General features: G+C 71.3%; 21 protein-coding genes, 1 tRNA gene and 1 riboswitch. Of the genes, 13 read left to right on the forward strand and 9 right to left on the reverse strand.

The genetic code is table 11. The features are described 5' to 3' along the window. Positions 1-36: 36 nt before the first annotated feature. On the forward strand, positions 37-1,086 hold the full coding sequence (locus H1W00_RS02650; protein WP_181753373.1) for a lipoate-protein ligase LplAB: 1,050 nt from the start codon (positions 37-39) through the stop codon (positions 1,084-1,086). A 125-nt stretch (positions 1,087-1,211) separates the two neighbouring features. Here the strand turns inward: H1W00_RS02650 and H1W00_RS02655 are convergent, their stop codons facing one another. From H1W00_RS02655 to H1W00_RS02665, 3 genes are all read right to left on the reverse strand, one after another. Next, positions 1,212-2,309 (reverse strand): acyl-CoA dehydrogenase family protein, encoded by a 1,098-nt coding sequence (locus H1W00_RS02655; RefSeq protein WP_181753375.1) that lies wholly within the window; start codon positions 2,307-2,309, stop codon positions 1,212-1,214. Between the two features lies 1 nt (position 2,310). Beyond that, complete coding sequence (locus H1W00_RS02660; RefSeq protein ID WP_181753377.1) at positions 2,311-3,426, reverse strand: acyl-CoA dehydrogenase family protein; 1,116 nt, start codon at positions 3,424-3,426, stop codon at positions 2,311-2,313. 70 nt (positions 3,427-3,496) lie between these two features. After that, positions 3,497-4,804, reverse strand: a complete 1,308-nt coding sequence (locus H1W00_RS02665; protein WP_181753379.1) for a threonine/serine exporter family protein — start codon at positions 4,802-4,804, stop codon at positions 3,497-3,499. A 189-nt stretch (positions 4,805-4,993) separates the two neighbouring features. On the opposite strand from H1W00_RS02665, the gene H1W00_RS02670 reads away from it, so the two are divergent. From H1W00_RS02670 to H1W00_RS02705, 8 genes are all read left to right on the forward strand, one after another. Next, entirely contained in the window at positions 4,994-5,971 is a 978-nt protein-coding gene (locus H1W00_RS02670; RefSeq protein ID WP_181753381.1) for an alpha/beta hydrolase, read from the forward strand. Beyond that, complete coding sequence (locus tag H1W00_RS02675; RefSeq protein WP_338072805.1) at positions 5,968-6,570, forward strand: HAD family hydrolase; 603 nt, start codon at positions 5,968-5,970, stop codon at positions 6,568-6,570. The genes H1W00_RS02670 and H1W00_RS02675 overlap by 4 nt, the downstream gene beginning before the upstream one ends. 30 nt (positions 6,571-6,600) lie before the next feature. Beyond that, entirely contained in the window at positions 6,601-8,562 is a 1,962-nt protein-coding gene (locus H1W00_RS02680; protein ID WP_194956324.1) for a DNA polymerase III subunit gamma and tau, read from the forward strand. A gap of 55 nt (positions 8,563-8,617) precedes the next feature. Further along, positions 8,618-11,209 (forward strand): chorismate-binding protein, encoded by a 2,592-nt coding sequence (locus H1W00_RS17205; protein ID WP_181753385.1) that lies wholly within the window; start codon positions 8,618-8,620, stop codon positions 11,207-11,209. An 8-nt stretch (positions 11,210-11,217) separates the two neighbouring features. Further along, positions 11,218-11,283: riboswitch (guanidine-III (ykkC-III) riboswitch) on the forward strand. Between the two features lie 8 nt (positions 11,284-11,291). Next, the gene (locus tag H1W00_RS02690; protein ID WP_181753387.1) at positions 11,292-11,606 is read left to right on the forward strand and encodes a DMT family transporter; all 315 of its coding nucleotides are present in this window, start codon (positions 11,292-11,294) and stop codon (positions 11,604-11,606) included. 62 nt (positions 11,607-11,668) lie between these two features. Beyond that, on the forward strand, positions 11,669-12,265 hold the full coding sequence (recR, locus tag H1W00_RS02695; protein ID WP_181753389.1) for a recombination mediator RecR: 597 nt from the start codon (positions 11,669-11,671) through the stop codon (positions 12,263-12,265). Between the two features lie 130 nt (positions 12,266-12,395). Continuing rightward, positions 12,396-13,685, forward strand: coding sequence for an aspartate kinase (locus H1W00_RS02700; RefSeq protein WP_181753391.1), 1,290 nt, complete (start codon positions 12,396-12,398; stop codon positions 13,683-13,685). Then, positions 13,682-14,716 (forward strand): aspartate-semialdehyde dehydrogenase, encoded by a 1,035-nt coding sequence (locus tag H1W00_RS02705; RefSeq protein ID WP_181753392.1) that lies wholly within the window; start codon positions 13,682-13,684, stop codon positions 14,714-14,716. Before H1W00_RS02700 ends, H1W00_RS02705 begins: the two co-directional genes overlap by 4 nt. Positions 14,717-14,886: 170 nt before the next feature. Here the strand turns inward: H1W00_RS02705 and H1W00_RS02710 are convergent, their stop codons facing one another. Beyond that, the gene (locus tag H1W00_RS02710) at positions 14,887-16,845 is read right to left on the reverse strand and encodes an acetoacetate--CoA ligase (RefSeq protein ID WP_181753394.1); all 1,959 of its coding nucleotides are present in this window, start codon (positions 16,843-16,845) and stop codon (positions 14,887-14,889) included. Positions 16,846-17,013: 168 nt separating this feature from the next. On the opposite strand from H1W00_RS02710, the gene H1W00_RS02715 reads away from it, so the two are divergent. Continuing rightward, the gene (locus H1W00_RS02715; RefSeq protein ID WP_181753396.1) at positions 17,014-18,141 is read left to right on the forward strand and encodes a zinc-binding dehydrogenase; all 1,128 of its coding nucleotides are present in this window, start codon (positions 17,014-17,016) and stop codon (positions 18,139-18,141) included. Positions 18,142-18,163: 22 nt separating this feature from the next. Here H1W00_RS02715 and H1W00_RS02720 read toward each other — a convergent pair whose 3' ends face one another. The 5 genes from H1W00_RS02720 to H1W00_RS16960 all read right to left on the reverse strand — a co-directional run bounded on the left by H1W00_RS02720 (position 18,164) and on the right by H1W00_RS16960 (position 23,052). Beyond that, entirely contained in the window at positions 18,164-20,131 is a 1,968-nt protein-coding gene (locus tag H1W00_RS02720) for an acetoacetate--CoA ligase (protein WP_181753398.1), read from the reverse strand. Between the two features lie 172 nt (positions 20,132-20,303). Next, a tRNA-Pro gene (locus tag H1W00_RS02725) sits at positions 20,304-20,377 on the reverse strand. Positions 20,378-20,395: 18 nt separating this feature from the next. After that, the gene (locus tag H1W00_RS02730; RefSeq protein WP_181753400.1) at positions 20,396-21,298 is read right to left on the reverse strand and encodes a metallophosphoesterase; all 903 of its coding nucleotides are present in this window, start codon (positions 21,296-21,298) and stop codon (positions 20,396-20,398) included. Positions 21,299-21,331: 33 nt separating this feature from the next. Further along, positions 21,332-21,928, reverse strand: a complete 597-nt coding sequence (locus tag H1W00_RS16955; protein WP_181753402.1) for a response regulator — start codon at positions 21,926-21,928, stop codon at positions 21,332-21,334. Beyond that, positions 21,925-23,052 carry a histidine kinase gene (locus H1W00_RS16960; RefSeq protein ID WP_181753404.1) on the reverse strand — a complete coding sequence of 376 codons (1,128 nt, stop codon included), beginning with the start codon at positions 23,050-23,052 and terminating at the stop codon, positions 21,925-21,927. Before H1W00_RS16960 ends, H1W00_RS16955 begins: the two co-directional genes overlap by 4 nt. Before the next feature lie 97 nt (positions 23,053-23,149). Here H1W00_RS16960 and H1W00_RS02745 point away from each other — a divergent pair, with 97 nt between their 5' ends. The 3 genes from H1W00_RS02745 to H1W00_RS02755 are packed head-to-tail and all read left to right on the forward strand — an operon-like array spanning position 23,150 to position 25,341. After that, positions 23,150-24,088 carry an ABC transporter ATP-binding protein gene (locus tag H1W00_RS02745; protein WP_181753405.1) on the forward strand — a complete coding sequence of 313 codons (939 nt, stop codon included), beginning with the start codon at positions 23,150-23,152 and terminating at the stop codon, positions 24,086-24,088. Then, positions 24,085-24,846 (forward strand): ABC transporter permease, encoded by a 762-nt coding sequence (locus H1W00_RS02750; RefSeq protein WP_181753407.1) that lies wholly within the window; start codon positions 24,085-24,087, stop codon positions 24,844-24,846. The genes H1W00_RS02745 and H1W00_RS02750 overlap by 4 nt, the downstream gene beginning before the upstream one ends. 33 nt (positions 24,847-24,879) lie before the next feature. Further along, positions 24,880-25,341 (forward strand): GatB/YqeY domain-containing protein, encoded by a 462-nt coding sequence (locus tag H1W00_RS02755; RefSeq protein WP_181753409.1) that lies wholly within the window; start codon positions 24,880-24,882, stop codon positions 25,339-25,341. Positions 25,342-25,343 lie beyond the last annotated feature (2 nt).

Raw genomic sequence — 25,343 nt, forward strand, 5'->3', positions numbered from 1 at the left:
CGGAAGCATCCGCCGTCCGGGGGTGTTGAACCGGACATGCGTGGTGAATACAAGGTCCCCGGCGGCAAGCTCGTCGCGGTCGACCTCGAAGTCCAGAACGACCGGCTCGTCGACGTCAGCGTCTCGGGGGACTTCTTCCTCGAGCCCGAGGAGGCCCTCCTCGACGTCAACGCCGCCCTGACCGGTCTCTCGGTCGACGCGTCAGTCGACCAGCTCACGTCCTCGATCTCCGGGGCCGTCGGCCCTGACACGGCCTTCATCGGCTTCACGCCCGAGGCCGTCGGCATCGCCGTCCGCCGGGCGCTCGGCAAGGCCACCGGCTGGCACGACCACACCTTCGACGTCATCGGCCCGGTGACGATGGACCCGGCCATGCACGTCGCCCTCGACGAGGTCATCGGCCGCGAGGTCGCCGAGGGCACCCGGCCGGCCACGTTCCGCATCTGGGACTGGGACAGCCCCCTCGTGGTGATCGGCTCGTTCCAGAGCTACGTCAACGAGATCGACGCCGAGGGTGCCGCGAAGCACGGCATCGACGTCGTGCGCCGGGTCTCCGGCGGCGGCGCCATGTTCATGGAGCCGGGCAACTGCATCACGTACTCGCTGGTCGTCCCCGGCTCGCTCGTGGAGGGGCTGAGCTTCGAGCGCTCGTACTCGTTCCTCGACGACTGGGTGATCGAGGCGCTGGCCGAGGTCGGCGTGCGGGCCCACTTCGTGCCGCTCAACGACATCGCGAGCGACCAGGGCAAGATCGGCGGCGCCGCGCAGAAGCGGTTCGCCGGCGGCTCGGTGCTGCACCACGTCACGATGGCGTACGACATCGACGCCGACAAGATGACCGAGGTGCTGCGGATCGGCCGCGAGAAGATGAGCGACAAGGGCACCCGCTCGGCCAACAAGCGCGTCGACCCGATGCGCTCGCAGACCGGCCTGACCCGCGAGGCGATCCTCGACAGCTTCCTCGAGACGTTCCGCCGCCGGTACGCGACGAACGAGTCGGAGTACACCGAGGCCGAGCTGGCCGAGGCGAAGCGCCGGGTGGACGAGAAGTTCTCGACCAGCGAATGGACCCACCGGGTCCCCTGACCGCCCCGTGGCCGGCTGATCTCGATACGCGAGCTCGTTCCTCGCCCTGCTACTCGATCACCGGCTCTCAGACGAAAGACCCGCCGGCCCCTGGGGGCCGGCGGGTCTTCTCGTGAGAGCGGTGATCAGCCGATCGGGTCGAAGACCGCGTGGTCGCCGACCTGGGCGGCCAGGCGCGCCCGGTGGAACTCGCCGTCGCCGATCAGGTGCTCGATCGCGATGAGGCGGCTGGCGTAGTGACCGACCGAGTACTCGGCGGTCATGCCGATGCCGCCGTGCAGCTGGATCGCGTCGAGGCCGATGTGGCGACCGGCCACGCTGACCTGCAACGCCGAGTGCGAGGCCGCGGTGGCCAGCTGCTCGGGCGTGGTGGCCTCGTCGGCCGCGACGATCGTGGCCCACGTGATGGTGCTGCGGGCCAGCTCGAGCGCGACGTACATGTCGGCGGCACGGTGGTTGAGCGCCTGGAACGTGTTGAGCGTGACGCCGAACTGCTTGCGCGTCTTGAGGTAGCCGACCGTGGTGGTCAGCGCCGTCTCCATCGCGCCCAGGGCCTCGTGGGCGTACGCGATGCGCGCCCGGTCGAGAGCGGTCTCGATCGCGGCGGTCTGGTCGCCGCCCTCGCCCAGCTGGACGGCCGGGGTGTCGCCGAACGTGACGGTCGCGGCGCGGCCGCCGTCGTTGGTGATGGCGGTCTCCACCGCGGTGGCGCCCTCGACGAGGAACACGCCGGTGCCGCCCTCGGGCAGCGCGGCCGTGACCAGCAGGAGGTCGGCCCGCTCGGCCTGGACCACGGGCGACTTGACGCCGTTGAGCTTGCCGTCGGCGAACGTCACCGAGGCCTGGGTCGACCAGCGCTTGCCGGGCTCCATCCACGCCAGGATCGGCAGGACCTCGCCACCGGCGACGGCGTCGACGTACTGCTTCTTCTGCTCGTCGGTGCCCAGCGCGTCGATGAGGCCGCCGGCCAGGACGATCGCCTCGACGAACGGGTCGGGGGCGATGACCTTGCCCAGCTCCTCGGCGGCGAGCGAGACCTCGACGGGGCTGGCCTCGAACGGCAGGCTCAGCACACCCATCTCGGCGAGCTTCTCCCACGCGGCGAAGCCGGGATCGGTCTTGGTGACCTCGCGGCGGGCCTCGGAGGACTCGTAGACGTTGGTGATCAGACCGCGGACGGCCTTGACGAGAGCCTTCTGCTCCGAATCGATGGTGAAGTCCATGTCACAGTCCCAGGATCGTGCCGGCGATGATCTGGCGCTGGATCTCGTTGGATCCGCCGTAGATCGACACCTTGCGGTTGTTGAGGAAGACGCGGGTGTCGCGGCTGGTGAGAGCCGCGGGACCCTCGAGGTCGACGAGCAGGTCCGAGACGGCCTGCGTCAGCTGCGAGCCCTTGATCTTGAGCACGCTCGAGGCCGGGTGCGGCTTGTCGCCGGAGGAGCCGGCGGCCACGCGCAGTGCGGTGAGCTCGAGCGCCGTGAGCTGGCTCTCGATGTCGGCGATCCGCGACGCGTACTGGTCGAAGACGCCGTACTCCTTGGCCTTCGCCTTCGCCGTGGACAGGTGCAGCTGGCTGGCGCCGACCTGGGCGATGCCGACGCGCTCGTTGCCGAGCAGGAACTTGGCGTACGTCCAGCCCTTGTTCTCCTCGCCGACGAGGTTCTCCACGGGGACGCGCACGTTGTCGAAGAAGACCTCGTTGACCTCGTGGCCGCCGTCGATCAGCTCGATCGGGCGAACGGTGAGGCCCTCGGTCTTCATGTCGATCAGCAGGAAGCTGATGCCCATCTGCTTCTTGGGCGCATCGGGATCGGTGCGGACCAGGGTGAAGATCCAGTCGCCGTACTGGCCGAGCGTGGTCCACGTCTTCTGGCCGTTGACGACGTACTCGTCGCCGTCACGGACGGCCGTGGTGCGCAGGCCCGCGAGGTCGGATCCCGCGTCGGGCTCGGAGAAGCCCTGGCTCCACCAGATGTCGAGGTTGGCGGTGGCCGGCAGGAAGCGCTCCTTCAGCTCCTGCGAGCCGAAGGTCGCGATGACCGGACCGACCATGGAGGCGTTGAACGCCAGCGGCGGCATGACGCCGGCCAGCTGCATCTCCTCGTGCCAGATGTGGCGCTGGAGCTGGGTCCAGTCCTTTCCACCCCACTCGACGGGCCAGCCGGGCACCGCGAGGCCGCCGGCGTTGAGGGCCTGCTGCGAGCGCACGATCTGATCGCGCGTGATCTCACCGCGGTTGATCACGGCGTCGCGGATGTCCTGCGGCACCTGGGTGGTGAAGAACTCACGCATCTCCTCGCGGAATGCCTGGTCCTCGGCTGACAACTGAAGTCTCATGAGTGCCCCTTCGCACTAAGCGCTTGCTTAGTCTTGAGAATACTGTGCAACTGCCGTTGACACCAGCGAGTCACTTCCGCCTCGACTTGGCACGGAAGGGCCCCACGAGGCGGGGTCCGGACAGGCGGCGTTCGAGGCGTCGGGTCTCGCGTCCCAACGGTTGCGCAGCATACTCACCGAGGATGACGCCGGCGGCGAGCGCCACCGCCACGGCCATCGCCGTGATGCCCGCGAAGATGCCCGAGAGGCTCTCCTCCGCCAGCTGGGCCAGCGAGCGGTAGATCGTCAGGCCGGGCAGCAGCGGCACGATGGCGGGCACCACGAGGACGAGGGCCGGGATCCTCAGGGCGCGCGACGCCGGGTAGCTGACGACGCCGATGAGGAACGCCGCGATCCCGGCGGCCCACGGCCGATCGATGTTGTTCTCGAACATCGCGGCCGAGAGGGCTCCCGCACCGGCGCCGATCAGGGCGATCACCGGGACGGACGTCCACGGGGCGTACGTCTGCACGGCGAAGCCGGCGGCCGCGAGGCCCGCGCCGATCGTGACGAAGGGCAGGTGCGACAGGTCGGGCCAGCTCGTGCCCGAGCCCAGGTCGACGCCCAGCATCCGGCCGACCATGAGGCCGCCGGAGACGCCCGCGACGATGCCGCCCGTGGCCAGAACGACCTCGAGCAGGCGCGCCACGGCCGTCAGGTGGTAGCCGGTCAGCGCATCCTGGATCGCGCCCATGAGACCGAGCCCGGCCAGCAGCGCGACGATGTTGGCCGCGATGACCAGCGACGGCGGGGAGGGTACGGAGGCGGCCGCCGCCGTGACGGCGATGAGGGACGCGCACAGGCCCCCGACGACCTGGATGTAGAAGTCGGGCAGGCGCCGGACCTCGAGCGGCCGGCGCACGTACTCGATCACCACCGCGGCGAGGAACGCGATCACCGTGACGATCGCCGCTCCGCCGAGCATCATCGCCACCCCGGCGCCGACGAGGCCGGCCCCGCCGATCACGACCCACCGAGGCCGCGCGTGACCGCTCGTGGAGATCGCGGCCAGCTGCGAGCGCGCCTCGTCGAGGTCGATCTCGTCGTTCAGCAGGTCGCTCACCAGCCGGTCGATCGCCGTGACGTCCTCGAAGTCCGTCTCGCGCCGCACCACGTTGCGTCGCAGGATCAGCGGCGGCTCGTCGAGCTGCTGGTCGTGCACCATCGTCAGCATGATGTGGGTGACGTCGACGTAGGTGCCGCGCAGGCCGAAATGGCGGGCGATCGACGACATCGTCGCGGACACGTCGGCCGTGCCCGCCCCGTTGGACAGCAGCATCTCGCCCGCCCTCAGGGCGAGGTCCATGATCCGCAGGGTCTGCGGGGCCGAGGTGGTCATGCCTCCACCGTGACGGACCGGGCATGAGCCGGGTCGTCGTGTGCGCGTTCCACAGCCTGCCTCCCGATGTCGCCCCACCGACGGGTCACGAGGAGTCTAGGAGAGCAGTCGGACGTCGCACGTTCGCCGGACCCGGCGGCCGCACCCCCCTATCGTGGGTCCGGCACGCCAGGATCGAGGAGGACCCCCATGACCGGTTGGACCGAGGACATCCTGGGCGACCCGTACGAGCGCCGGACGATCGACCTGGGCGAGGATCCCGACGGCGAGGGCCCGATCACCGCGACGCTGGTCCGGCGCCGGTTCGAGGGCACCCCGCGGGCCGCGCTGGTCTACGTCCACGGCTTCAGCGACTACTTCTTCCAGACCGAGCTGGCCGAGTTCTACGCCGACCGCGGCTACGCCTTCTACTCCCTCGACCTGCGCAAGTGCGGGCGCTCCCTCGGCGACGGGCACACGCCGCACTTCGTCTCCGACCTCGCGCTGTACGACCAGGAGCTGAACGAGACCCTGCGCACCGTGCGCAGCGAGGTCCCCGACGTCCCGGTGGTGCTGTCGGCGCATTCCACCGGCGGCCTCGTGCTGCCGCTGTGGCTCGACCGCCTCAACCTCGAGCCCGGCGGCACCCGCGGCCGCGGCATCGCCGGCCTCGTCCTGAACAGCCCGTGGTTCGACCTGCAGGGCGCGGCGTGGATGCGCTCGATCGGCACGCAGGCGATCCGCGCCTTCTCCAAGGTGCGCCCCAAGGACCGGATGAAGCTGCCGCTGGCCGAGGCCTACGGCGTGAGCCTCTACCGCGAGCACGGCGGCCTGTGGGACTACGACCTCGCGTGGAAGCCGCTGGCCGGGTTCCCCGTCACGTACGGCTGGCTGACGGCGGTCCGGCGCGGGCACGCGGCCCTGCACCGCGGCCTCGACATCGGGGTGCCCTCGCTCGTGCTGCGCTCGCACCGCTCGTGGTTCAGCTTCCAGCACCACGAGAAGACCGACACGTCGGACGCGGTGCTCGACGTGCGGCAGATCGGCCGCTGGGCCGGGTGCCTGGGCGGCGACGTCACCTCGCTCGTGGTCCGAAACGCCCGCCATGACGTCTACCTCTCCAACGACGAGCCGCGCGCCGCGGCCTACCGGCTCACGGGTGAGTGGCTCGAGCGCTGGATCCCGTGACCCCGACCCGCACCATCGGGTTCGACCTCGACATGACGCTGATCGACTCGCGCCCGGGGATCCGCGCCGTGTACGAGGAGCTCTCGCGCCAGACCGGGGTGATCATCGACGCCGAGCTGGCCGTCTCGCGCCTGGGGCCACCGCTCGAGTGGGAGCTCGCGCACTGGTTCCCGGCCGAGGCCGTGCCCGAGATGTTCACCCGCTACCGCGCCATGTACCCCGAGATCGCCGTCCCGCGCGTCCTCGCGATGCCCGGCGCCGCGGAGGCGCTCGCCGCCGCCCGCGAGCTGGGGCGCGCGATCGTCATCACCGCGAAGGCGGGCCCGAACGCCGCTTTGCACCTCGACCACCTGGACCTGCCGCACGACGCCGTGATCGGCGACGCGTGGCGCGAGCAGAAGGCCGAGGTCCTGGTGCGCGAGGCCGCGGACACCTACGTCGGAGATCACGTGCACGACATGGACGCCGCCCGGATCGCGGAGGTCGCGGGCATCGGCGTTCCCTCCGGTCCGTGCTCGGCCGACGAGCTCCTCGAGGCCGGCGCCACGCACGTCGCCCCGGACCTCCACGCGGTGGTCCCGCTGCTCACCGGATCCTGACGCCCGTGGGGCGGACCGACTCGGTCACCGCTGTCGGCACGGGCGTCTAGGGTGGTCTCCGTGGACGCACCCCTGGCTCTTTACCGGCGCTACCGGCCCGAGACGTTCGCCGAGGTCATCGGCCAGGACCACGTCACCGATCCGCTGCGTCACGCACTGGCCAACAACCGGGTCAACCACGCCTACCTGTTCAGCGGTCCGCGCGGCTGCGGCAAGACCACGAGCGCCCGGATCCTGGCGCGCGCGCTGAACTGCGAGAAGGCGCCGATCTCGGACCCGTGCGGCGAGTGCCAGAGCTGCCGCGACCTCGCTCGCGGCGGGCCCGGCAGCATCGACGTCATCGAGATCGACGCGGCCAGCCACGGCGGCGTCGACGACGCCCGCGACCTGCGCGAGCGGGCGTTCTTCGCCCCCGTCAGCAGCCGGTACAAGGTCTACATCATCGACGAGGCCCACATGGTCTCCCCGCAGGGCTTCAACGCGCTGCTCAAGCTGGTCGAGGAGCCCCCGCCGCACCTGAAGTTCATCTTCGCCACGACCGAGCCCGACAAGGTCATCGGCACGATCCGCTCGCGCACCCACCACTACCCCTTCCGGCTGGTGCCGCCGAAGCTGCTCAGCGACTACATGCTCCAGTTGTGCCGCAGCGAGGACGTCGGCCTCGAGCCCACGGCGCTGCCCCTCGTGGTGCGTGCCGGCGGCGGCTCGGTGCGTGACTCGCTCAGCGTGCTCGACCAGCTCCTCGCCGGCTCCGGCCCCGACGGCATCACCTACGACCTCGCGGTCCAGCTGCTCGGCTACACGCCCGACTCCCTGCTCGACGAGTCCGTCGAGGCGTTCGCCGCCGACGACGCCGCAACGGTCTTCGGGGTCGTGGACAAGGTCATCGAGTCCGGCCAGGACCCCCGCCGCTTCGCCGAGGACCTGCTCCAGCGCTTCCGCGACCTGGTGATCCTCAAGGCCGTCCCCGGCGCGGCCGAGACGGGCCTGATCGACACCCCGGCCGACCGCACCGCGGTGCTGCAGCGCCAGGTCGCCGGCTTCGAGCCCACCGAGCTCACCCGGGCCGCCGACATCGTGAGCGCGGCCCTCACCGAGTTCCGCGGGGCCACCGCGCCGCGGCTCATGCTCGAGCTGATGTGCGCGCGGATCCTCGTGCCCGGTGCCGACAACTCGGTCGAGGGATTCCACGCCCGGCTCGACCGGCTCGAGCGCCGCCTCTCCGGCGCCGCCCCGGCGCCCGCGGTCGCGTCGGCACCCTCTGCTCCGGCGGCTCCCGCGCCTGCCACCGACCCGGCCCCGGCTCGACCGGAGACTCCCGCCGCCGAGGCACCCACGCCGGAGCCCGCCGCCCCGAAGGCTCCCGAACCGCAGGCCGCTCCTCCAGCTGCCGCCCCTGAGCCCGTCGCCCCCGAGCCCGTCGCCGCAGCACCCGAGCCCGCCCCGGAGCCGGCCGCCGAGCCGGCGCCCGCGACGCCCGGCCAGCTCACCACCGCCGACGTCCGGCGCATGTGGCCCCAGGTGCTCGACCGCGTCCAGCAGCTGCGCCGCTTCACGTGGGTCATGCTCAGCCAGAACGCCCAGGTCGCCTCGCTCGACGGCTCCACCCTCACGCTCGCGCTGGTGAACACCGGCGCCCGCGACTCGTTCGTCAAGAGCGGCTCCGACCAGATCGTGCAGCAGGCGCTGTCCGACGTCATGGCCGTGCAGTGGCGCCTCGAGGCGATCGTCGACCCGTCGGCCTCGCCCACCGGCTCCGCCCCCGGTGCGCCGGCCGCCGTGCCGCAGGCGGCCCCCGTCCCGCAGGAGTCCCGTGTGCCCGAGTCGGTGCGCGAGGCGTTGCGGCAGGGCCCGGTGCCGGTCGAGCGGTTGAACCCCGACGCCGGGGTCGATCCCGACGACCCGGTGGTCGACGACGGCTCGCAGGACGCCGAGGCGCTCCTGGCCGAGCACCTCGGAGCCGAGATCATTGACGAGACCACCCACGGCTGAGCCGCCCGCGCCGGTACGCCGGCGCCTCGACCTCGACGCGTCGCCCACGGAGGTCGTGCGACGACTGCGCGGTCGCGACCGTCTCGTCGCGCTCATCGGAGCCTGGCACCAGGGCGAGGCGCTCGTCGCCTGCGAGCCGGTGCGCCTCCTCGAGGACTGGGACGACGTCGACCTCCCCCGCCACGACTTCGACGGCTTCGGCGGCGGCTGGATCGGGGCGTGGGGCTACCGGCTGGGCCGGCACGTGGAGCACCTCTCCGAGGGACCCCCGCGCCCGATCCCCCAGCCGGATCACCGCGTCGGCTTCTACGACCTCGTCCTGCGTCGGGTGCGCGGCGTGTGGTGGCTGGAGTCGCTCGGCGAGCCCGCGCCCGCGCGGGTGGACGCCCTCCTGCGCGCGATCTCCACCCCGGGGAAGCCCGGCGCCTTCACGGCGGGCACGTTCGCCATGACTCCCAGCCCTGAGGAGCACCGAGCCGCCGTCGGTCGCGCGCTCGAGCACATCCGCGCCGGCGACATCTTCCAGGTCAACCTGTGCGCCCGGCTCGAGGCGCCGTTCGACGGTGACCCGCTCGACGCGTTCTGCGCCGGCGTCGAGACGCTCCGCCCCGCCTACGCCGCGTACGTCTCGTCCCCGGAGGGCGTGCTCGCCAGCCTCTCGCCCGAGCTGTTCCTGCGCCGCACCGGCGACGAGGTGCTCACCTCGCCCATCAAGGGCACGGCCCCCCTCAGCGCCGACCCCCGCGATCTCGAGGCCTCGGCGAAGAACCGCGCCGAGAACGTCATGATCGTCGACCTCATGCGCAACGACCTGGGCCGCGTCGCCGTGCCCGGCTCGGTCCGCGTGCCCGCGCTGAACCGGCTCGAGCGCCACGCCGTCTGGCACCTGGTCTCCGACGTCGTCGGGCACCTGCCGGCGGGGGTGGGCGACGGCGACCTGCTGCGTGCCACCTTCCCGCCCGGCTCGGTCACGGGCGCTCCCAAGGTGCGCGCGATGGAGATCGCCGCCGAGCTCGAGGCCACCGGGCGCGACGCCTACACGGGCGCGATCGGGCACGTCAGCGCCACGGCGGGAATGGAGCTCAACGTCGTCATCCGCACGTTCGAGTTCGCCCGCGACGCGCGGGGCGAGTGGCGCGTGTGGCTGGGCGTCGGCGGCGGCATCGTGGCCGACTCCGACCCCGACGACGAGTACGCCGAGTGCCTCGTCAAGGCGCGCCCGCTCATCACGGCGATCGGTGGCCGCCTCGACCTCGTCGCCACCGACCACGACGCCACCTCGCCTCCCGAACCCGCCGTCCGCGAGCCCGCCGAGCCGGCCGACCTGAGCCGCGGCGTCTTCGAGACCTTGCTCGTCCACGACGACCGGGCCCTCGACCTCGACGCCCACCTGGCCCGGCTCGACGCCAGCGTCCGAGCCGTCTACGGCACCACGGTGCGCGCCGGGCTCGAGGACGCGGTGCGACGCCGCGTCGCGGGCCTGACCGGGCGCCACCGGCTCCGCATCGACGCCGTCCCGGCCGACGACGACGTCCGGGTCTCGATGTCCACCGCTCCCCTCGACGGGACTCCCCCGTCGTGGGACCTCGCGCCACGCGTCGTCCCGGGCGGACTCGGTCAGCACAAGTGGGTCGACCGCAGCCTCGTGCCCGCCACCGAGCGAGGTGAGCCGCTGCTGATCGACGCCGACGGATCGGTCCTGGAGACCGGGCGCGCGAGCGTCTTCGCGGTGCTCGACGACGGGCTGCACACGCCCGCGCTCGACGGCCGCGTGCTGCCCGGCACCACGCGGGCCCGGGTGATCGAGCTGGCGCTCGGGCTGGGTGTCCCGGTCTTCCAGCACCGCCTGACCACCGCCGACCTCGCCGCGGCCACCGAGGTCTTCGCCACCAATGCCCTGCGCGGGATCGTGCCGGTCACCTCGTGCGAGGGCGTCGGCGCGTGGCCCGCCGGACCCCTCACCGCCCGTCTCGCCGAGGCGCACGCCGCCGCGCGGGACGGATCTTGGCACCCGGGTGCCGCCCCGGCGACCGGAAGGTCGACAGATCCGTCGCTTCCCGGACGCCCGCGCGTGCTGTTCGTCGACAACTACGACTCGTTCGTGTTCAACCTGGTGCAGTACGTCGGCGAGCTGGGCGCCGAGACCGAGGTGGTGCGCAACGACGCCGCCTCCGTCGACGACCTGCTCACCGGCGGCTTCACGCACGTCGTCGTCTCACCCGGTCCCGGCACCCCTGCCGACGCGGGCATCAGCGCCGAGGTGGTGCGCCGGTTCGGGAGCCACGTCCCCGTCCTCGGCGTCTGCCTCGGCCACCAGGTGATCGGCGAGGTCTTCGGTGCTCGCGTCGTGCGCGCCGAGCAGGTCGTGCACGGGAAGTCCTCCCTCGTCCACCACGAAGGCGCCGGAGTCTTCGCCGGGCTGCCGTCGCCGCTGGTCTGCGCGCGCTACCACTCCCTCGTCGTCGAGGACCTGCCACCGACCCTCGAGGTGACCGCGCGCACCGGCTCGGGCATCGTCATGGGGCTGCGCCACCGCACCCTGCCGATCGAGGGCGTCCAGGTGCACCCCGAGTCGATCCTCACCTCGCGCGGCCACGACCTGCTGGCCACGTTCCTGCGCCGGGGCACCGCGTCCGCGCCGGTTTGAGAGGATGGGGTCACGGCCCCTCAGGCCGCCGGACGAGTGGAGTCGTACCCGGAGCGCGACAAGACGGCCACGAAGGAGTGTCATGTCCTGGTTCGTCTTGGTCGTCTCGGGAGTGTTCGAAGCCGTGTGGGCCACCGCCCTGGGCCGTAGCGAGGGCTTCACGAAGCTGGGCCCGTCGCTGGTCTTCCTCGGTGCCCTCGTCATCAGCATGGGCGGGCTCGCGTGGGCCATGCGCGACCTGCCGGTCGGCACGTCCTACGCCGTCTGGGTGGGGATCGGCGCCGTGGGGACGGTGGGCTACGCGATGCTCACCGGCACCGAGCCGGTCTCCCTCACGAAGATCCTGCTCATCGGCGGGCTGATCGGCTGCATCATCGGCCTGAAGATGGCGCACTGACAGCGGCCGGACTCGGCCACGTGTCGCCCGGTGCGGCTGGCCCGGGCGACTAGGCTGGCGGCGTGTACGAAAGCGTGATCCAGGACCTCATCGACGAGCTCGGACGACTGCCGGGCATCGGCCCGAAGAGCGCCCAGCGGATCGCCTTCCACCTGCTCGACGCCGACCCCGAGGACGTCAAGCGCTTCGCGCAGACCCTCGTCGACGCCAAGACCAAGGTGCTCTTCTGCTCGGTGTGCGGCAACGTCACGGTCGACACGACGTGCCGCATCTGCGCCGACCCCCGCCGCGACGACACCGTCCTGTGCGTCGTCGAGGAGAGCAAGGACGTCATCGCGATCGAGCGCACGCGCGAGTTCCGCGGCCGGTACCACGTGCTCGGCGGCGCGATCAGCCCGATCGCCGGCATCGGCCCCGACCAGCTGCGCATCAAGGAGCTGCTCGGCCGGCTCCAGGACGGCATGGTCACCGAGGTCATCATCGCGACCGACCCGAACCTCGAGGGCGAGGCCACCGCCACCTACCTCATGCGCATGCTCGTGCCGATCGGCCTGAAGGTCACCAAGCTCGCCAGCGGCCTGCCCGTCGGCGGCGACCTCGAGTACGCCGACGAGGTCACCCTCGGGCGCGCCTTCGAGGGCCGCACCGCGGTCGGCTGACGGCCGCTGCTCCCCGGTCCAGCGCCCGGACAGTGCCCCGGTCCCTCGAAGCGCAGGGGCTAGACTGGTCCAGGCGCAGCGTGGCGTCATCCCACTGCGCCTGCAGTCCCTCCAGAGCAAGGAAATGTCCATGGGCATCGTCGTGCAGAAGTACGGCGGCTCGTCGGTGGCCGACGCCACCAGCATCAAGCGAGTCGCCCAACGCATCGTGGCGACCAAGAAGGCCGGTCACGACGTGGTCGTCGTCGTGTCCGCGATGGGCGACACGACCGACGAGCTGATCGACCTGGCCAACCAGGTCTCCCCCCTCCCCCCGGGCCGCGAGCTCGACATGCTGCTGACCGCCGGCGAGCGCATCTCGATGGCGCTGCTGGCGATGGCGATCGAGACCCTCGGCCAGGAGGCCCGCAGCTTCACCGGCTCGCAGGCCGGCGTCCTCACCGACGACGTGCACGGCAAGGCCAAGATCATCGACGTCACGCCCGGTCGCCTCCAGTCGGCCATCGCCGACGGCGCGATCGTGATCGTCGCGGGCTTCCAGGGCGTCTCGCAGACCACGAAGGACATCACCACGCTCGGCCGCGGCGGCTCGGACACCACCGCCGTCGCGCTCGCCGCGGCGCTGAACGCCGACGTCTGCGAGATCTACACCGACGTCGACGGCATCTTCACCGCCGACCCGCGCATCGTCCCCACCGCCACGCGCATCCCCGCGATCTCCTACGAGGAGACGCTCGAGATGGCCGCGAACGGCGCGAAGATCCTGCACCTGCGGTGCGTCGAGTACGCCCGCCGCAACTCCATGCCCATCCACGTGCGGTCGTCCTTCAGCGACAAGACCGGCACCTGGGTCGTGGGCACCGAAGACGTCAGCACGTACACGGAAGAAGGCAAGGCGATGGAGCACGCCATCATCTCCGGGGTCGCCCACGACCGCAGCGAGGCCAAGATCACCGTCGTCGGGGTCCCCGACAAGGTCGGCTACGCCGCCGGCGTCCTGCGCGCCCTCGCCGAGGCCCGGATCAACATCGACATGATCGTCCAGAACGTGTCGGCCGCCGCCACGGCGCTCACCGACATCTCGTTCACGCTGCCCCGCGACGACGGCCAGACCGCGATGACCGCGCTGGCGCGCCTGAAGGACGAGATCGGCTTCGAGCGACTCCAGTACGACGACAGCGTCGGCAAGGTCTCGATCGTCGGCGCGGGCATGCGCTCGCAGCCGGGCATCACGGCCACGTTCTTCGAGGCACTCGCGTCGGCCGGCGTCAACATCGGCATGATCTCGACCTCCGAGATCCGCATCTCGGTGGTCGTCGGCGAGAACGAGGTCGACGCCGCCGTCAACGCGGCCCACGAGGCGTTCGGCCTGGGCGCCGAGGACACCGAGGCAGTCGTGTACGGAGGGACCGGACGATGACGAACATCGGAGTGGTCGGTGCGACCGGCCAGGTCGGCACCGTCATGCGCCAGTTGCTCGAGGAGCGGAACTTCCCCGCCGACTCGGTGCGGTTCTTCGCCTCGGCCCGCTCGGCCGGCAAGACGCTGCCGTTCCGCGGCGAGGAGATCGTCGTCGAGGACACCGCCACCGCGGACGTCTCCGACCTCGACATCGCGCTGTTCAGTGCGGGCGCCACGATGAGCAGGGTCCAGGCCCCGCGCTTCGCGGAGGCCGGCGTCACCGTCATCGACAACTCGTCGGCGTGGCGCAAGGACCCGGCGATCCCGCTGGTCGTCAGCGAGGTCAACCCGCACGACATCCCCGCCGGCGAGTCGGCGCGCGGTCGCGGCATCATTGCGAACCCGAACTGCACCACGATGGCCGCGATGCCGGTGCTCAAGCCCCTGCACGACGCGGCGGGCCTGGTGCGCCTCACCGTCAGCAGCTACCAGGCGGTCTCCGGATCCGGCCTGGCCGGTGTCGAGGAGCTGCACTCGCAGGCCCTCGCCACGGTCGAGAAGGCCGATGCGCTGACCCACGACGGTCACGCGATCTCCTTCCCCGACCCGGTCAAGTACGTCGCGCCGATCGCGTTCAACGTCATCGCGTTGGCCGGCTCGATCGTCGACGACGGCTCGTTCGAGACCGACGAGGAGCAGAAGCTCCGCAACGAGTCGCGCAAGATCCTCGGCCTGCCCGACCTGCGGGTGGCCGGCACGTGCGTGCGAGTCCCGGTGTTCACGGGTCACTCGCTGTCGATCCACGCCGAGTTCGCCCACGACATCACCCCCGAGCGGGCCACCGAGATCCTCGCGGGCGCGCCCGGCGTGAAGCTGGCCGACGTGCCCACCCCGCTCGACGCGGCGGGCCGCGACGAGAGCCTCGTCGGCCGGATCAGGCAGGACCGGTCGCTCGACGGCGACAAGGGCCTCGTGCTGTTCGTGTCCGGCGACAACCTGCGCAAGGGTGCCGCGCTCAACACGATCCAGATCGCCGAACTGCTCGTCTGATCTCGATACGCCGCCTCGCTGCGCTCGTCGGCTACTCGATCACCGGGCCGGTGATCGAGCCCGTGTATCGAGATCGCCGGGCCGGTGATCGAGTAGCACCGCGAGGAACGAGCGGGCGTATCGAGATCACCTGACCGGGTCTCGATACGCTCGGGCGCTGAGCGCCCTCCCTACTCGACCTGCTCGGCAAGCCTCGCAAAGTCGTCGAGGACCTCGGGGTTCTGCAGCGCGCCCTTGGCCGCCGCGTCGTCCACCGGGGTGCCGCGCAGGATCTTCTTCACCGGCACCTCGAGCTTCTTGCCCGAGAGGGTGCGCGGCATCCCGCGCACCTGGTGCACCTCGTCGGGCACGTGGCGCGGCGACAGCTTGGTGCGCAGCTCGACGGCGATCCGCTTCGTGAGGTCGTCGTCGAGCACGGTGCCCTCCACGAGTGCCACGAACAGCAGCAGCCGGCCGGCGCCGCCCTCGGTGTCCTCCAGGTGCACGACGATGCTGTCGGCCACCTCGGGCATCGACTCCACGACGGAGTAGAACTCCGAGGTGCCCAGCCGCACGCCGCCGCGGTTGAGGGTGGCGTCGCTGCGGCCCGTGATCGTGCAGGATCCGTAGGACGTCAGGTTGATCCAGTCGCCGTGACGCCACACGCCGGGGAAGTCCTCGAAGTAGGCCGCGCGGTAGCGCGAGCCGTCGTCGTCGCCCCAGAAGCCCACCGGCATCGACGGCATCGGCTGCTTGATCACGAGCTCGCCGAGCTGGTCGCGCACGGGGTGGCCCGACTCGTCGAAGGAGTCGACGTCGCAGCCCAGCGACCGGCACGAGATCTCGCCCGCGTAGACCGGCACGATGGGCGCGGCGCCGACGAAGGCAGCGCACGTGTCGGTGCCGCCCGAGACCGAGGCCAGCTGCACCTTCGGGTCGAACTGGTCGTACACCCAGCGGAACCCGGCCTCGGGCAGCGGCGCACCGGTGGACCCGAGCGCGCGCAGTGCCGAGAGGTCGGCGACCTGCGCAGGGTGCAGCTCCTCCTTGCGGCACTGCAGCAGGAAGGGAGCACTGGTGCCGAAGTAGGTGACGCCCACCTCGGCGGCCATCTGCCACAGCGCACCGAGGTCCGGGTGGGCCGGGTTGCCGTCGAACATCACCACGGTGGCGCCCGCGCCGATCCCGGACACGAGGTAGTTCCACATCATCCAGCCGGTGGTGGAGAACCAGAAGAACCGGTCGTCCGGTCCTAGGTCGCTCTGCAGGATGAGCGCCTTGAGGTGCTCGATCGTGATGCCGCCGTGGCCGTGCACGATGGGCTTCGGCAGGCCTGTGGTGCCCGAGGAGAAGAGCACGTAGAGCGGGGTGTCGAACGCCAGCCGCTCGAACTGCAGCGGGCCGGAGCGACTCGTGAACCGCTCCCACGTGATCGCCGCCTCGGGCGCGGGCGCGGCCTCGTCGAGGTACGGCAGCCACACCATCGTCCGCACACTTGGCAGCGCGGCCGAGATGGTGTCCACCTGCTCGCGCCGATCGATCCCCTTGTCGCCGTACTGGTAGCCGTCGACGGCGAGCAGCACGACGGGCTCGATCTGCTGCCACCGGTCGATGACGCTCTGCGTGCCGAACTCGGGGGCGCAGGAGGAGAACACCGCGCCGAGGCTGGCGCTGGCCAGCAGCAGGACGAAGGTCTCGGGGATGTTCGGGGCGTAGGCCGCCACGCGGTCGCCGGCCTCCACGCCGGCGTCGAGCAGGCCCTGACGTGCCCGGGCCACCTGGTCGCGCAGCTCGGCGGCTGTCAGCCGGACCTCGTCGCGGCTCTGCGACCGCGCGACCACCACGACGTCGTCGTCGGCACGGCCGGGCATTCGCAGCATCGCCTCGGCGTAGTTCAGCCGCAGCTCGGGGAACCACCGGGCGCCGGGCATCGACGCGTCCGGCAGCACCGGCTCGGGGCTGCCGTCGTGCGGCAGGTCGAGGTACTCCACCCACGCGCCCCAGAAGCCGGCCAGGTCGTCGACCGACCACTGCCACAGGGCGTCGTAGTCGGACACGTCCACGCCCCGGGTGGCGGCGATCCAGGAGGCGAAGCGCTCGATCGCGGTGTCGCCGGTGCGTGCGGGCTCCCAGAGAACGTCGGCAGGCATGTCGGCAGTGTAGGACTCACGCCGGACGGTCACCCAGATCCCTGACGACATTCGAGTTCCCGGCCCGGGTACTAGCCTCGACGGAGGACACCCATCGATCTCGACCGAACGAGGCGCAGTGATGACACGAGCACGGACCCCTTCCGCCCCCGCCCACGGTTCGATCTCATGACCGCGCTGACGGGCCTCGAGCTCCGCAGCACGATCACCGCGGGCGGAGAGCTGCGGCTCGAGCTCGAGGAGGTCACGGTGCCCGATCCCGGACCCGACGAGGTCGTCATCAAGGTCGAGGCGGCACCGATCAATCCCTCTGACCTCGGTCTGCTGATCGGCCCGGCCGACCTGTCGACGATGCAGGCCTCGGGAACCCCCGACCGACCCGTCATCACGGCACACGTTCCGACGAAGCGAATGACCGCCGTGACGGCGCGGCTCGACCAGTCCCTCGCGGTCGGCAACGAGGGTGCCGGGACGGTTGTGGCGGCGGGCGTCAACGCCACCCATCTGCTGGGCAAGCAGGTCGGCGCCATGGGACTCGCGATGTACGCGGAGTACTGCGTCGTGCCGGCCTCCGGGTGCAGCGTCCTGCCGGACGGTGCCACGGCGGCCGATGGCGCAGCGATGTTCGTCAACCCGCTCACCGCCCTCAGCATGGTCGAGACCATGCGGTCCGAGGGCCACACCGCCATCGTGCACACCGCGGCTGCGTCGACGCTCGGACAGATGCTGCTGCGCGTGTGCCTGGCCGACGGAATCGACCTGGTCGCCATCGTGCGAAACCAGGAACAGGTGGCGCTCCTGCGTGAGGCGGGCGCCACGCACGTGCTCGACAGCACGGCCGACGACTTCGACGAGGCGCTGGCCGACGCGATCACCACGACCGGCGCGACGATCGCCTTCGACGCGATCGGTGGCGGGACGTTGGCCGGCCAGATCCTGCACGCGATGGAGGTCGGGATCAACCGGCGCGGTGACGGAACGTACAGCCGCTACGGCTCGGACGCGAAGAAGCAGGTGTACATCTACGGCGGCCTGGACCTGGGCCCGACGGTCCTGACTCGCACCTTCGGCATGTCGTGGAGCTGCGGCGGCTGGCTGCTGATGCCGTTCCTGGCCGCGGCGGGTCCGGAGGTCGAGCAACGGCTGCGCCGGCGGGTGGTCGACGAGCTGACGACGCTGTTCGTCAGCGACTACGCCCACCGCATCACGCTGACCGAGGCCCTGCAGCCGGAGGTGCTGGCGAAGTACGTCCGGAAGCAGACCGGCGAGAAGTACCTGATCGTCTCGCCGGACTGACCCATGCCCGGGCGGGCTCGGCTCAGCCGCGCTCGGCCACCTGCTTCAGGCGACGCTCGGCACGGTCCTGGAACTCCTCCATCAGGCTGAAGTCGTCGACCGCGGTGCGGGCGACGACCTGGTCCATGGCCGTTCCCTGGATGAGCCGCTTGATGGGCACCTCCAGCTTCTTGCCGGTCTTGGTGTGGGGGATGCCGCGGACGGCGATGACCTCGTCGGGGACGTGACGCGGGGAGGCCTTCTCCCTGATCCGGGTGCGGATGGTCTCGACCAGGGCGTCGTCGAGCTCGGTGCCGTCCTGCAGCACCACGAACAACGGCATCCAGTACCCGCCGTCGGCCTCCTCCGCACCGATGACCAGAGCCTCGACGATCTCGTCCATCGACTCGACGGCCGCGTAGATGTCGGCGGATCCCATCCGCACTCCGTTGCGGTTGAGGGTGGAGTCGGAGCGCCCGTGGACGACGACCGTGCCCCGATCCGTGACCGTGATCCAGTCACCGTGGCGCCACACGCCGGGGAAGGTCTCGAAGTACGCCGCGCGGTACTTGGCGCCGTCCGGGTCGTTCCAGAAGCGCAGGGGCATGCTGGGCATCGACCGGGTGACGACGAGTTCGCCGACGTGGTCGATCACGGGTCGGCCGTCGTCGTCCCAGGCGGCGGTGGCGATGCCCAGCCCGCGCACCGAGAGCTCACCCGACCAGATCGGCACCGTGGGAGCGCCCATCGCGAAGGACGCGCACACGTCGGTGCCACCGGACTGGGAGAACAGCGGGATGGGCCCGACCTCGTCACGGACGTAGGCGAAGGAACGCTGCGCCAGGGGCGAACCGGTGCTGCCCATCATCCGCAGCTGCGAGAGGTCGTGCTCGGCCGCAGGCCGGACCCCCGCGTCCTGGGACATCATCAGGAAGCCGGGGCTCGTGCCGAAGATCGTGACCTGGTGGTCGGCGACGATCTTCCACAACGACGAGTCCCCGGTGGGCTTGGGAGCCCCGTCGAAGCACACCACCGTGGTGCCGGTGCCGAGCGCACCCGCGAGTGAGTTCCACATCACCCAGCTCGGCGAGGTGTACCAGAAGTAGACGTCGTCGACACCCATGTCCCAGTGCAGGTTGCCGGACTTCGCCTGCTCGACCGCGACTCCGCCGTGCGAGTGCACGATTCCCTTGGGAAGGCCGGTCGTCCCGGAGGAGAACAGGACCCAGAGCGGGTCGTTGAAGTCGGTGTCCACCGGCTCGAACGGAACGTCGGTGGCCACCGCGTCGGACCAGTCGATGACATCGTCGAGGCCGGGTCCCAGTCGCGTCACGCCGATGACGCCACGCAGGCTCGGCAGGCTGGACCGCAGCTCGCGAACCGCCTCACGCTGGTCCCGCTCACGTTCGTTGAAGAGGTGGCCGTCGGCCGCGATCAGCAGGACCGGCTCGAGCTGGGCGAAGCGATCGGTGGCAGCCTGCGCGGCATAGTCCTGTCCGACGCCGGCCCACAGGGCGCCGAGCGAAGCGGTGGCGAGGAAGGAGATCAGCGCCTCGGCGACGTTCGGCAGGTAGCCCACGACCACGTCGCCGCGGTTCACCCCGAGCTCGCGCATGGTCGCAGCGAGGTTGGCGGTCTGACGACGCAGCTCGTCCCACGACACCGTCTCCGCCGAGCCGTCCTCGCCCACGGTGACGATGGCGGTCGACGACCCCTCGGCTCGCGGGCGCAACAGGAACTCGGCGGTGTTCACGCGCGACCCACGGAACCAGACGGGGCTCGGCATTCCCTCCTCGGGAAGCACGTCGGCGCGATCGACCGGGGGGCCCACCTCGAAGCGGTCCCAGATGGCGTGCCAGAAGCCCTCGATGTCCGTGACCGACCAGTTCCACAGGTCGTCGTAGGTCGGGACGTCCACGCCTCGCTCATCGCGCAGCCAGGCGGTGAAGCGGTGCAGCTCGGTCTCGACCGAGGGGTCCGGGTGCCAGATGATCTCGGGCGTGGTGGACATGGTCGCCTCTTCTGTCACTCGTCGAAGGTCACCGGCCCGTCGGGCGGTGAAGTTGAAATCACCTTCATTGTCGTGGTGGCGGACCTCGGCGCGCAAGGGACCCCGGGAATGACAACAGCCGAACCCGCGTATGCAGGTCCGGCTGTGCTCGATGTCCTGAGACATCGGTGGGTCGGGGTGACAGGATTTGAACCTGCGGCCTCGTCGTCCCGAACGACGCGCGCTACCAAGCTGCGCCACACCCCGTGTGCAACCTCAGGAATTCTACCCGGTCAGGGTGAGGACTGTCGCCTCGGGGCGGCAACAGAATCTGAACGGCGTGAACGGCGACGTGCCGCAGCCGGCCGACACGTGCAGCCAGGACGCGTCGTGCCCGGGCGTGCGATGCGTGTGCAGGCCGTTCGCCCGCCCCCGGTCGATGTCGCAGTTGGTCACGAGCGCACCGAACCCCGGGACCTGCAGCTGCCCGCCGTGGGTGTGCCCGGCCAGGATGAGCTCGTTGCCCGCGGCGTTGAAGGAGTCCAGCACGCGCAGGTAGGGTGCGTGCGCGACGCCGATCCGCAGGTCGGCCGTGGCATCGGCCGGCTGGTGGTCGAGGCGGTCGAACCGCAGGTGCGGGTCGTCGACGCCCGTGAAGGCGATCCGGGTGCCGTTGACGGTCAGCACGTCGCGAGCGTTGTTGAGATCGCGCCAGCCCTGGTGCGTCAGCACCGTGCGCAGCTCCTCGAACGGCAGGTCGCGCGGACGTTCCCAGTCTCCGCCGACGTCCACGCCGGTGCCGCCGCTCAGGTAGGTCGCGGGATTCTTCAGCTTCGGCGAGTAGTAGTCGTTCGAGCCGAAGACGAACACGCCCGGCACCTGCAGCAGACCGGCCAGCGAGGTCACGAGAGGCGCCACGGCGTCGCGGTGGGCGAGGTTGTCGCCGGTGTCCACCACGAGGTCGGGCTCGAGCGCCGCGAGGGACTCCAGCCACTCCTGCTTGGCCCGCTGACCGGGGGTGAGGTGGATGTCCGACAGGTGCAGCACCCGGATCGGGTCGTGCCCCGCGGGCAGCACCGGTGCCGTGAACTCCCGGACGACGAAGCGGCGCGAGGCCTCGACGTAGGAGTAGGCCAGGGTGCCCAGCCCGAGCGCCGTCGTCGCGGTCAGCAGCCGGCCCAGTCCCATGCGGCCAGCCTAGTGGCGGGGACCGGAGCGCCGTCAGATCCAGCCGTGCTCGTAGGCGTGCTCGGCAGCCTCGTGCCGTGACGACGTGTCCGTCTTGGCCATCGCGTTCGACAGGTAGTTGCGCACCGTGCCCTCGGCGAGGTGCAGCGTCCCGGCGATCTCGGCGACCGAGAGGTGCCGCCGGGTCAGCCGCAGGGCGTCCAGCTCGCGATCCGACAGCGGACAGGACTCGGCCTCGAGGGCGGCGGCCGCGACCTCGGAGTCGACGTAGCGCTTGCCCGCGGCGACCTGGCGGATCACCTCGGCCAGCGCCGAGACCGGGCTGGACTTGGGCACGAAGCCCGCGACCCCCGCCGCCATGGCGCGACGCAGCACCCCCGGTCGCGCGTGGCGGGTCATCAGGACCGAGCGCGAGCGGCCGTCGATCTGGGTGGCCACCTCGATCCCGTCGGTGGGAGGCATCTCGAGGTCGAGCAGCACCACGTCGGGCTCGTGCAGCCGCACCAGGTCGAGACCGTCGGCGCCGTTGGCCGCCTCGCCCACGACGTCGAGGTCGTCCTCCAGCGCCAGCAGCGCCACGATCGCGCTGCGGATCATCTCCTCGTCGTCGACGACCACGACCCGGATCACGTGAGCACCTCGACGGTGAAGACGTCGCCTTCGCGCCGCACGGAGAGGCGACCACCGGCGGCGGCCACGCGCTCGGTGAGCGACGCGAGGCCCGAGCCGTGCGACGAGACCGCCGGCTCGGCCGCGCCGTCGTTGACGATCGTGAGCCGGTCCGGCACCGCGGAGATCCGCACCGACGTCGCGTCGCTGTGGCGCAGGATGTTCGTGGTCGCCTCGCGCAGCGCCAGCGCGAACAGCGGCCGGTCGAGATCCTCGGAGCACTCGACCACGACCTCGGCGCCCGTCGCCTCGAGCACGGCGGCGGCGTTCGCGATCTCCTCGCGCAGGCTCGTGCGCCGGTAGCCGCGCACGATCTCCTTCGTCTCGGTGATGGCGGCGCGGGCGATCTGCTGGACCTCGGCCATCGACGCGCGGGCGGCATCCGGGTCGCTGTCGAGCTGCCGCTCGGCCAGCTCGGCCTTCAGCGCGATGACCTGGAGGTGGTGGCCCTGGACGTCGTGGAGGTCGGCGGCGAGGCGCAGGCGCTCGCGCACGGCCGCCAGGTCGGCCTGGGCCTCACCGCTCGAGCGGACGTGGAGCATGAGCTGCCACAGCCAGACCTGGAAGATGCAGACCGCCGGCAGGAAGAGGGCCAGGTAGCCCAGCACGTAGCCGCCCTCGACATCGAGGTCGCGCAGCTGCTCCCATCCCCCGACGGCGTACACGCCCACGAGCAGGGGCAGCGTCACGACCAGAAGGAGGATGCGTCGGCGCGCGGCGAGGTCGACCGCCAGCAGGGACACCACCAGCCACGGCACCATCACGATGCCGACGGGGAAGGCCGGCGGGATCCACGCCAGCGGCAGGACCAGGAGCGCCGGTGCGAGGTACAGCCCCCGCTGCTCCCACGTGAGCCGCTCGTGCCCGAGCCCGGCGCGTGCAGAGGCGACCAGCGGGCGGCACGAGAGCAGGACGACCGCGGCGATGACCACGAGCAGCAGCGCGTTGCGGAGCACCGCCGTGCCCTCGAGGAGGTCCGCGGCCGCGCGCACGACCGGCCCGGCGAGCCCGAGCGCCACGTAGAGCCACAGGCTCACGGCCGTGTAGCGCCACGTCGCGAGGAAGCCGTCGGGGTTCGAGCTCACGGCTCGACCGTAGCCGAGGAGGCGCATGACAGATGTCATCAGTCGTGGTGACGCCACGCTCTGGTGGGGGCGGCCGCGGGTCGACGAGGGTGGAGCCATGGAGACCAACGACAGCACCGTGATCGAGGCCCGGGGACTCGTGTGCTCGTACGGCGACTTCACCGCCGTACGGGACGTCGACCTCACCGTGCACCGCGGTGAGCTCTTCGCCCTGCTCGGCACCAACGGCGCGGGCAAGACCACGACCATGGAGACCCTCGAGGGCCATCGCGCGGCCGACGGCGGGCGGGTGCGCATCCTGGGGCTGGACCCCGTCGCCGATCGCGCCGCCCTGCGGCCCCGGCTCGGCATCATGCTGCAGGAGACCGGCTTCGCGGGTGACCTCACGGTGCGCGAGACGGTCGACCTGTGGGCCAGCCTGACGACCAACCCCGGCCCGACCGACGAGGCGCTGGAGCGGCTCTCCCTGGCGGACCGCGCGGGCACCCGCGTCGTCCAGCTCTCGGGTGGCCAGCGGCGACGGCTCGACCTCGTCCTGGCGACGCTGAACCGGCCCGAGGTGCTGTTCCTGGACGAGCCGACCGCGGGCCTCGACCCCGAGTCGCGCGAGTCCGCATGGCGCTTCGTCGCCGACCTCAAGGCGAGCGGCACGACCGTCGTCCTGACCACGCACTACCTCGAGGAGGCCGAGGCCCTCGCTGACCGCGTCGCGATCATGCACGAGGGCCGCCTCGCCACCGAGGGCACGCTGACCGACGTGATCGGCACCGCCCCGGCCGCGATCGAGTTCAGCATCGCCGACCGTCCGGGCGCCGACCTGGACCGCGAGCTGCGCACCGTCGTCGACCCCGTCGGCGTGCAGATCGAGGCGGGTCGGGTCCGGCTCGACGTCGACGACCTGCAGACCTCGCTGGGGCGGCTGCTGCGCTGGGCCGACCAGCACGGCCACCGCCTCGAACGCCTCAACGCCTCGGAGGCCAGCCTCTCCGAGATCTTCTCCCGCGTCAGCCACACCCGACTGGAGGATGCCTCATGAGCACCACGACCCATGCATCGCCGACGTCGATCGCCCGCATCCGGGCCATCGCCGGCTCCGAGTTCCGCCTCATCGCCCGTTCCAAGGCCGTGCTGTTCAGCGCCACGCTGCTGCCGCTGATGTTCGCGGTGTTCCTGTTCGTGCAGCGCGACGCCGCCGTCGAGGCCTCCGGCGACGCGGTCGCGTCCGTCGGCATGGTCTCGATGGTCGTCATGTTCTTCGTGACGTTCACCGTCTACATCACCGCGACGACGACGCTCGTGACGCGGCGGCAGGACCTGTTCCTCAAGCGGCTGCGCTCGGGCGAGTCCCCGGACCTGGTCATCCTGACCGGACTCCTGCTCCCGCCCGTCGCGCTGTGCCTGCTCCAGAGCGCGGCCGTCATGGCCGTCATGATCGCCCTCGGCAACGGTGTTCCCGGCGCGTGGTGGTGGCTCGTCCTGGCCCTCGTCGGGCTGCTCGCGGCCTGCGTCACCGCCGCCACCGCGACCGCCGCCCTGACGCCGAACCCCAGCGCCGCCCAGATCTCGAGCATGCCCTTCGTGGCGCTCGCGCTCGGCACCCTGATCGCCTCGCCCATCACCGAGAACCCCTGGCTGGACCTCACCCCCGGCGGCGCCCTCGTGACCTTGGTGCGGGCCGCCTACGAGATCGACGTGTACGGCAACGTCGGCGTCGCCGTCGCGGGACTCGCCCTGTGGACCTACGTGGGCTACGACCTGACGAAGCGGCTGTTCCGCTGGGAGCCGCGGCACTGACGGGCCGTCGCGGGGCGGTGGGAGAATGGGCGCATGTCAGCTCTCAAGGACCAGCTCCGCGACGACCTCAACACCGCCCTCAAGTCGCGTGACGCGCTGCGCACCTCCGTGATCCGCATGGTGCTCGCCGCGATCACCAACGCCGAGGTGGCCGGCAAGGAGGCGCGCGAGCTGACCGACGACGACGTGCTCACCGTGCTCTCGTCGGAGGCCAAGAAGCGCCGCGAGTCGGCCACCGCGTTCGACGAGGGCAACCGCCCCGAGCTGGCCGACAAGGAGCGCGCCGAGGCGGCGATCCTGGCCGAGTACCTCCCCGAGCCGCTGAGCGACGAGGAGATCTCCGCGCTCGTCGCCGGGGTCATCGAGCAGACCGGCGCCGCCGGCGAGGGCATGAAGGCCATGGGCAAGGTCATGGGCGCCGTGACGGCGCAGACCAAGGGCCGGGCCGACGGCGGGGCCGTGGCGGCCGAGGTCAGGCGCCAGCTGGGCGCCTGAGT

It is taken from the genome of Aeromicrobium phoceense (assembly GCF_013868155.1).
GTDB classification, from domain to species: domain Bacteria; phylum Actinomycetota; class Actinomycetes; order Propionibacteriales; family Nocardioidaceae; genus Aeromicrobium; species Aeromicrobium phoceense.

Coding starts and splice junctions, on each gene's coding strand:
- H1W00_RS02720 (WP_181753398.1), bottom strand. CDS start 20,131: ATGTCCACCACGCCCGAGATCATCTGGCACCCGGACCCCTCGGTCGAG.
- H1W00_RS02705 (WP_181753392.1), top strand. CDS start 13,682: ATGACGAACATCGGAGTGGTCGGTGCGACCGGCCAGGTCGGCACCGTC.
- H1W00_RS02710 (WP_181753394.1), bottom strand. CDS start 16,845: ATGCCTGCCGACGTTCTCTGGGAGCCCGCACGCACCGGCGACACCGCG.
- H1W00_RS02690 (WP_181753387.1), top strand. CDS start 11,292: ATGTCCTGGTTCGTCTTGGTCGTCTCGGGAGTGTTCGAAGCCGTGTGG.
- H1W00_RS02700 (WP_181753391.1), top strand. CDS start 12,396: ATGGGCATCGTCGTGCAGAAGTACGGCGGCTCGTCGGTGGCCGACGCC.
- H1W00_RS02755 (WP_181753409.1), top strand. CDS start 24,880: ATGTCAGCTCTCAAGGACCAGCTCCGCGACGACCTCAACACCGCCCTC.
- H1W00_RS02650 (WP_181753373.1), top strand. CDS start 37: ATGCGTGGTGAATACAAGGTCCCCGGCGGCAAGCTCGTCGCGGTCGAC.
- H1W00_RS02715 (WP_181753396.1), top strand. CDS start 17,014: ATGACCGCGCTGACGGGCCTCGAGCTCCGCAGCACGATCACCGCGGGC.
- H1W00_RS02745 (WP_181753405.1), top strand. CDS start 23,150: ATGGAGACCAACGACAGCACCGTGATCGAGGCCCGGGGACTCGTGTGC.
- H1W00_RS02750 (WP_181753407.1), top strand. CDS start 24,085: ATGAGCACCACGACCCATGCATCGCCGACGTCGATCGCCCGCATCCGG.
- H1W00_RS02665 (WP_181753379.1), bottom strand. CDS start 4,804: ATGACCACCTCGGCCCCGCAGACCCTGCGGATCATGGACCTCGCCCTG.
- H1W00_RS02670 (WP_181753381.1), top strand. CDS start 4,994: ATGACCGGTTGGACCGAGGACATCCTGGGCGACCCGTACGAGCGCCGG.
- H1W00_RS02660 (WP_181753377.1), bottom strand. CDS start 3,426: ATGAGACTTCAGTTGTCAGCCGAGGACCAGGCATTCCGCGAGGAGATG.
- H1W00_RS02655 (WP_181753375.1), bottom strand. CDS start 2,309: ATGGACTTCACCATCGATTCGGAGCAGAAGGCTCTCGTCAAGGCCGTC.
- H1W00_RS02730 (WP_181753400.1), bottom strand. CDS start 21,298: ATGGGACTGGGCCGGCTGCTGACCGCGACGACGGCGCTCGGGCTGGGC.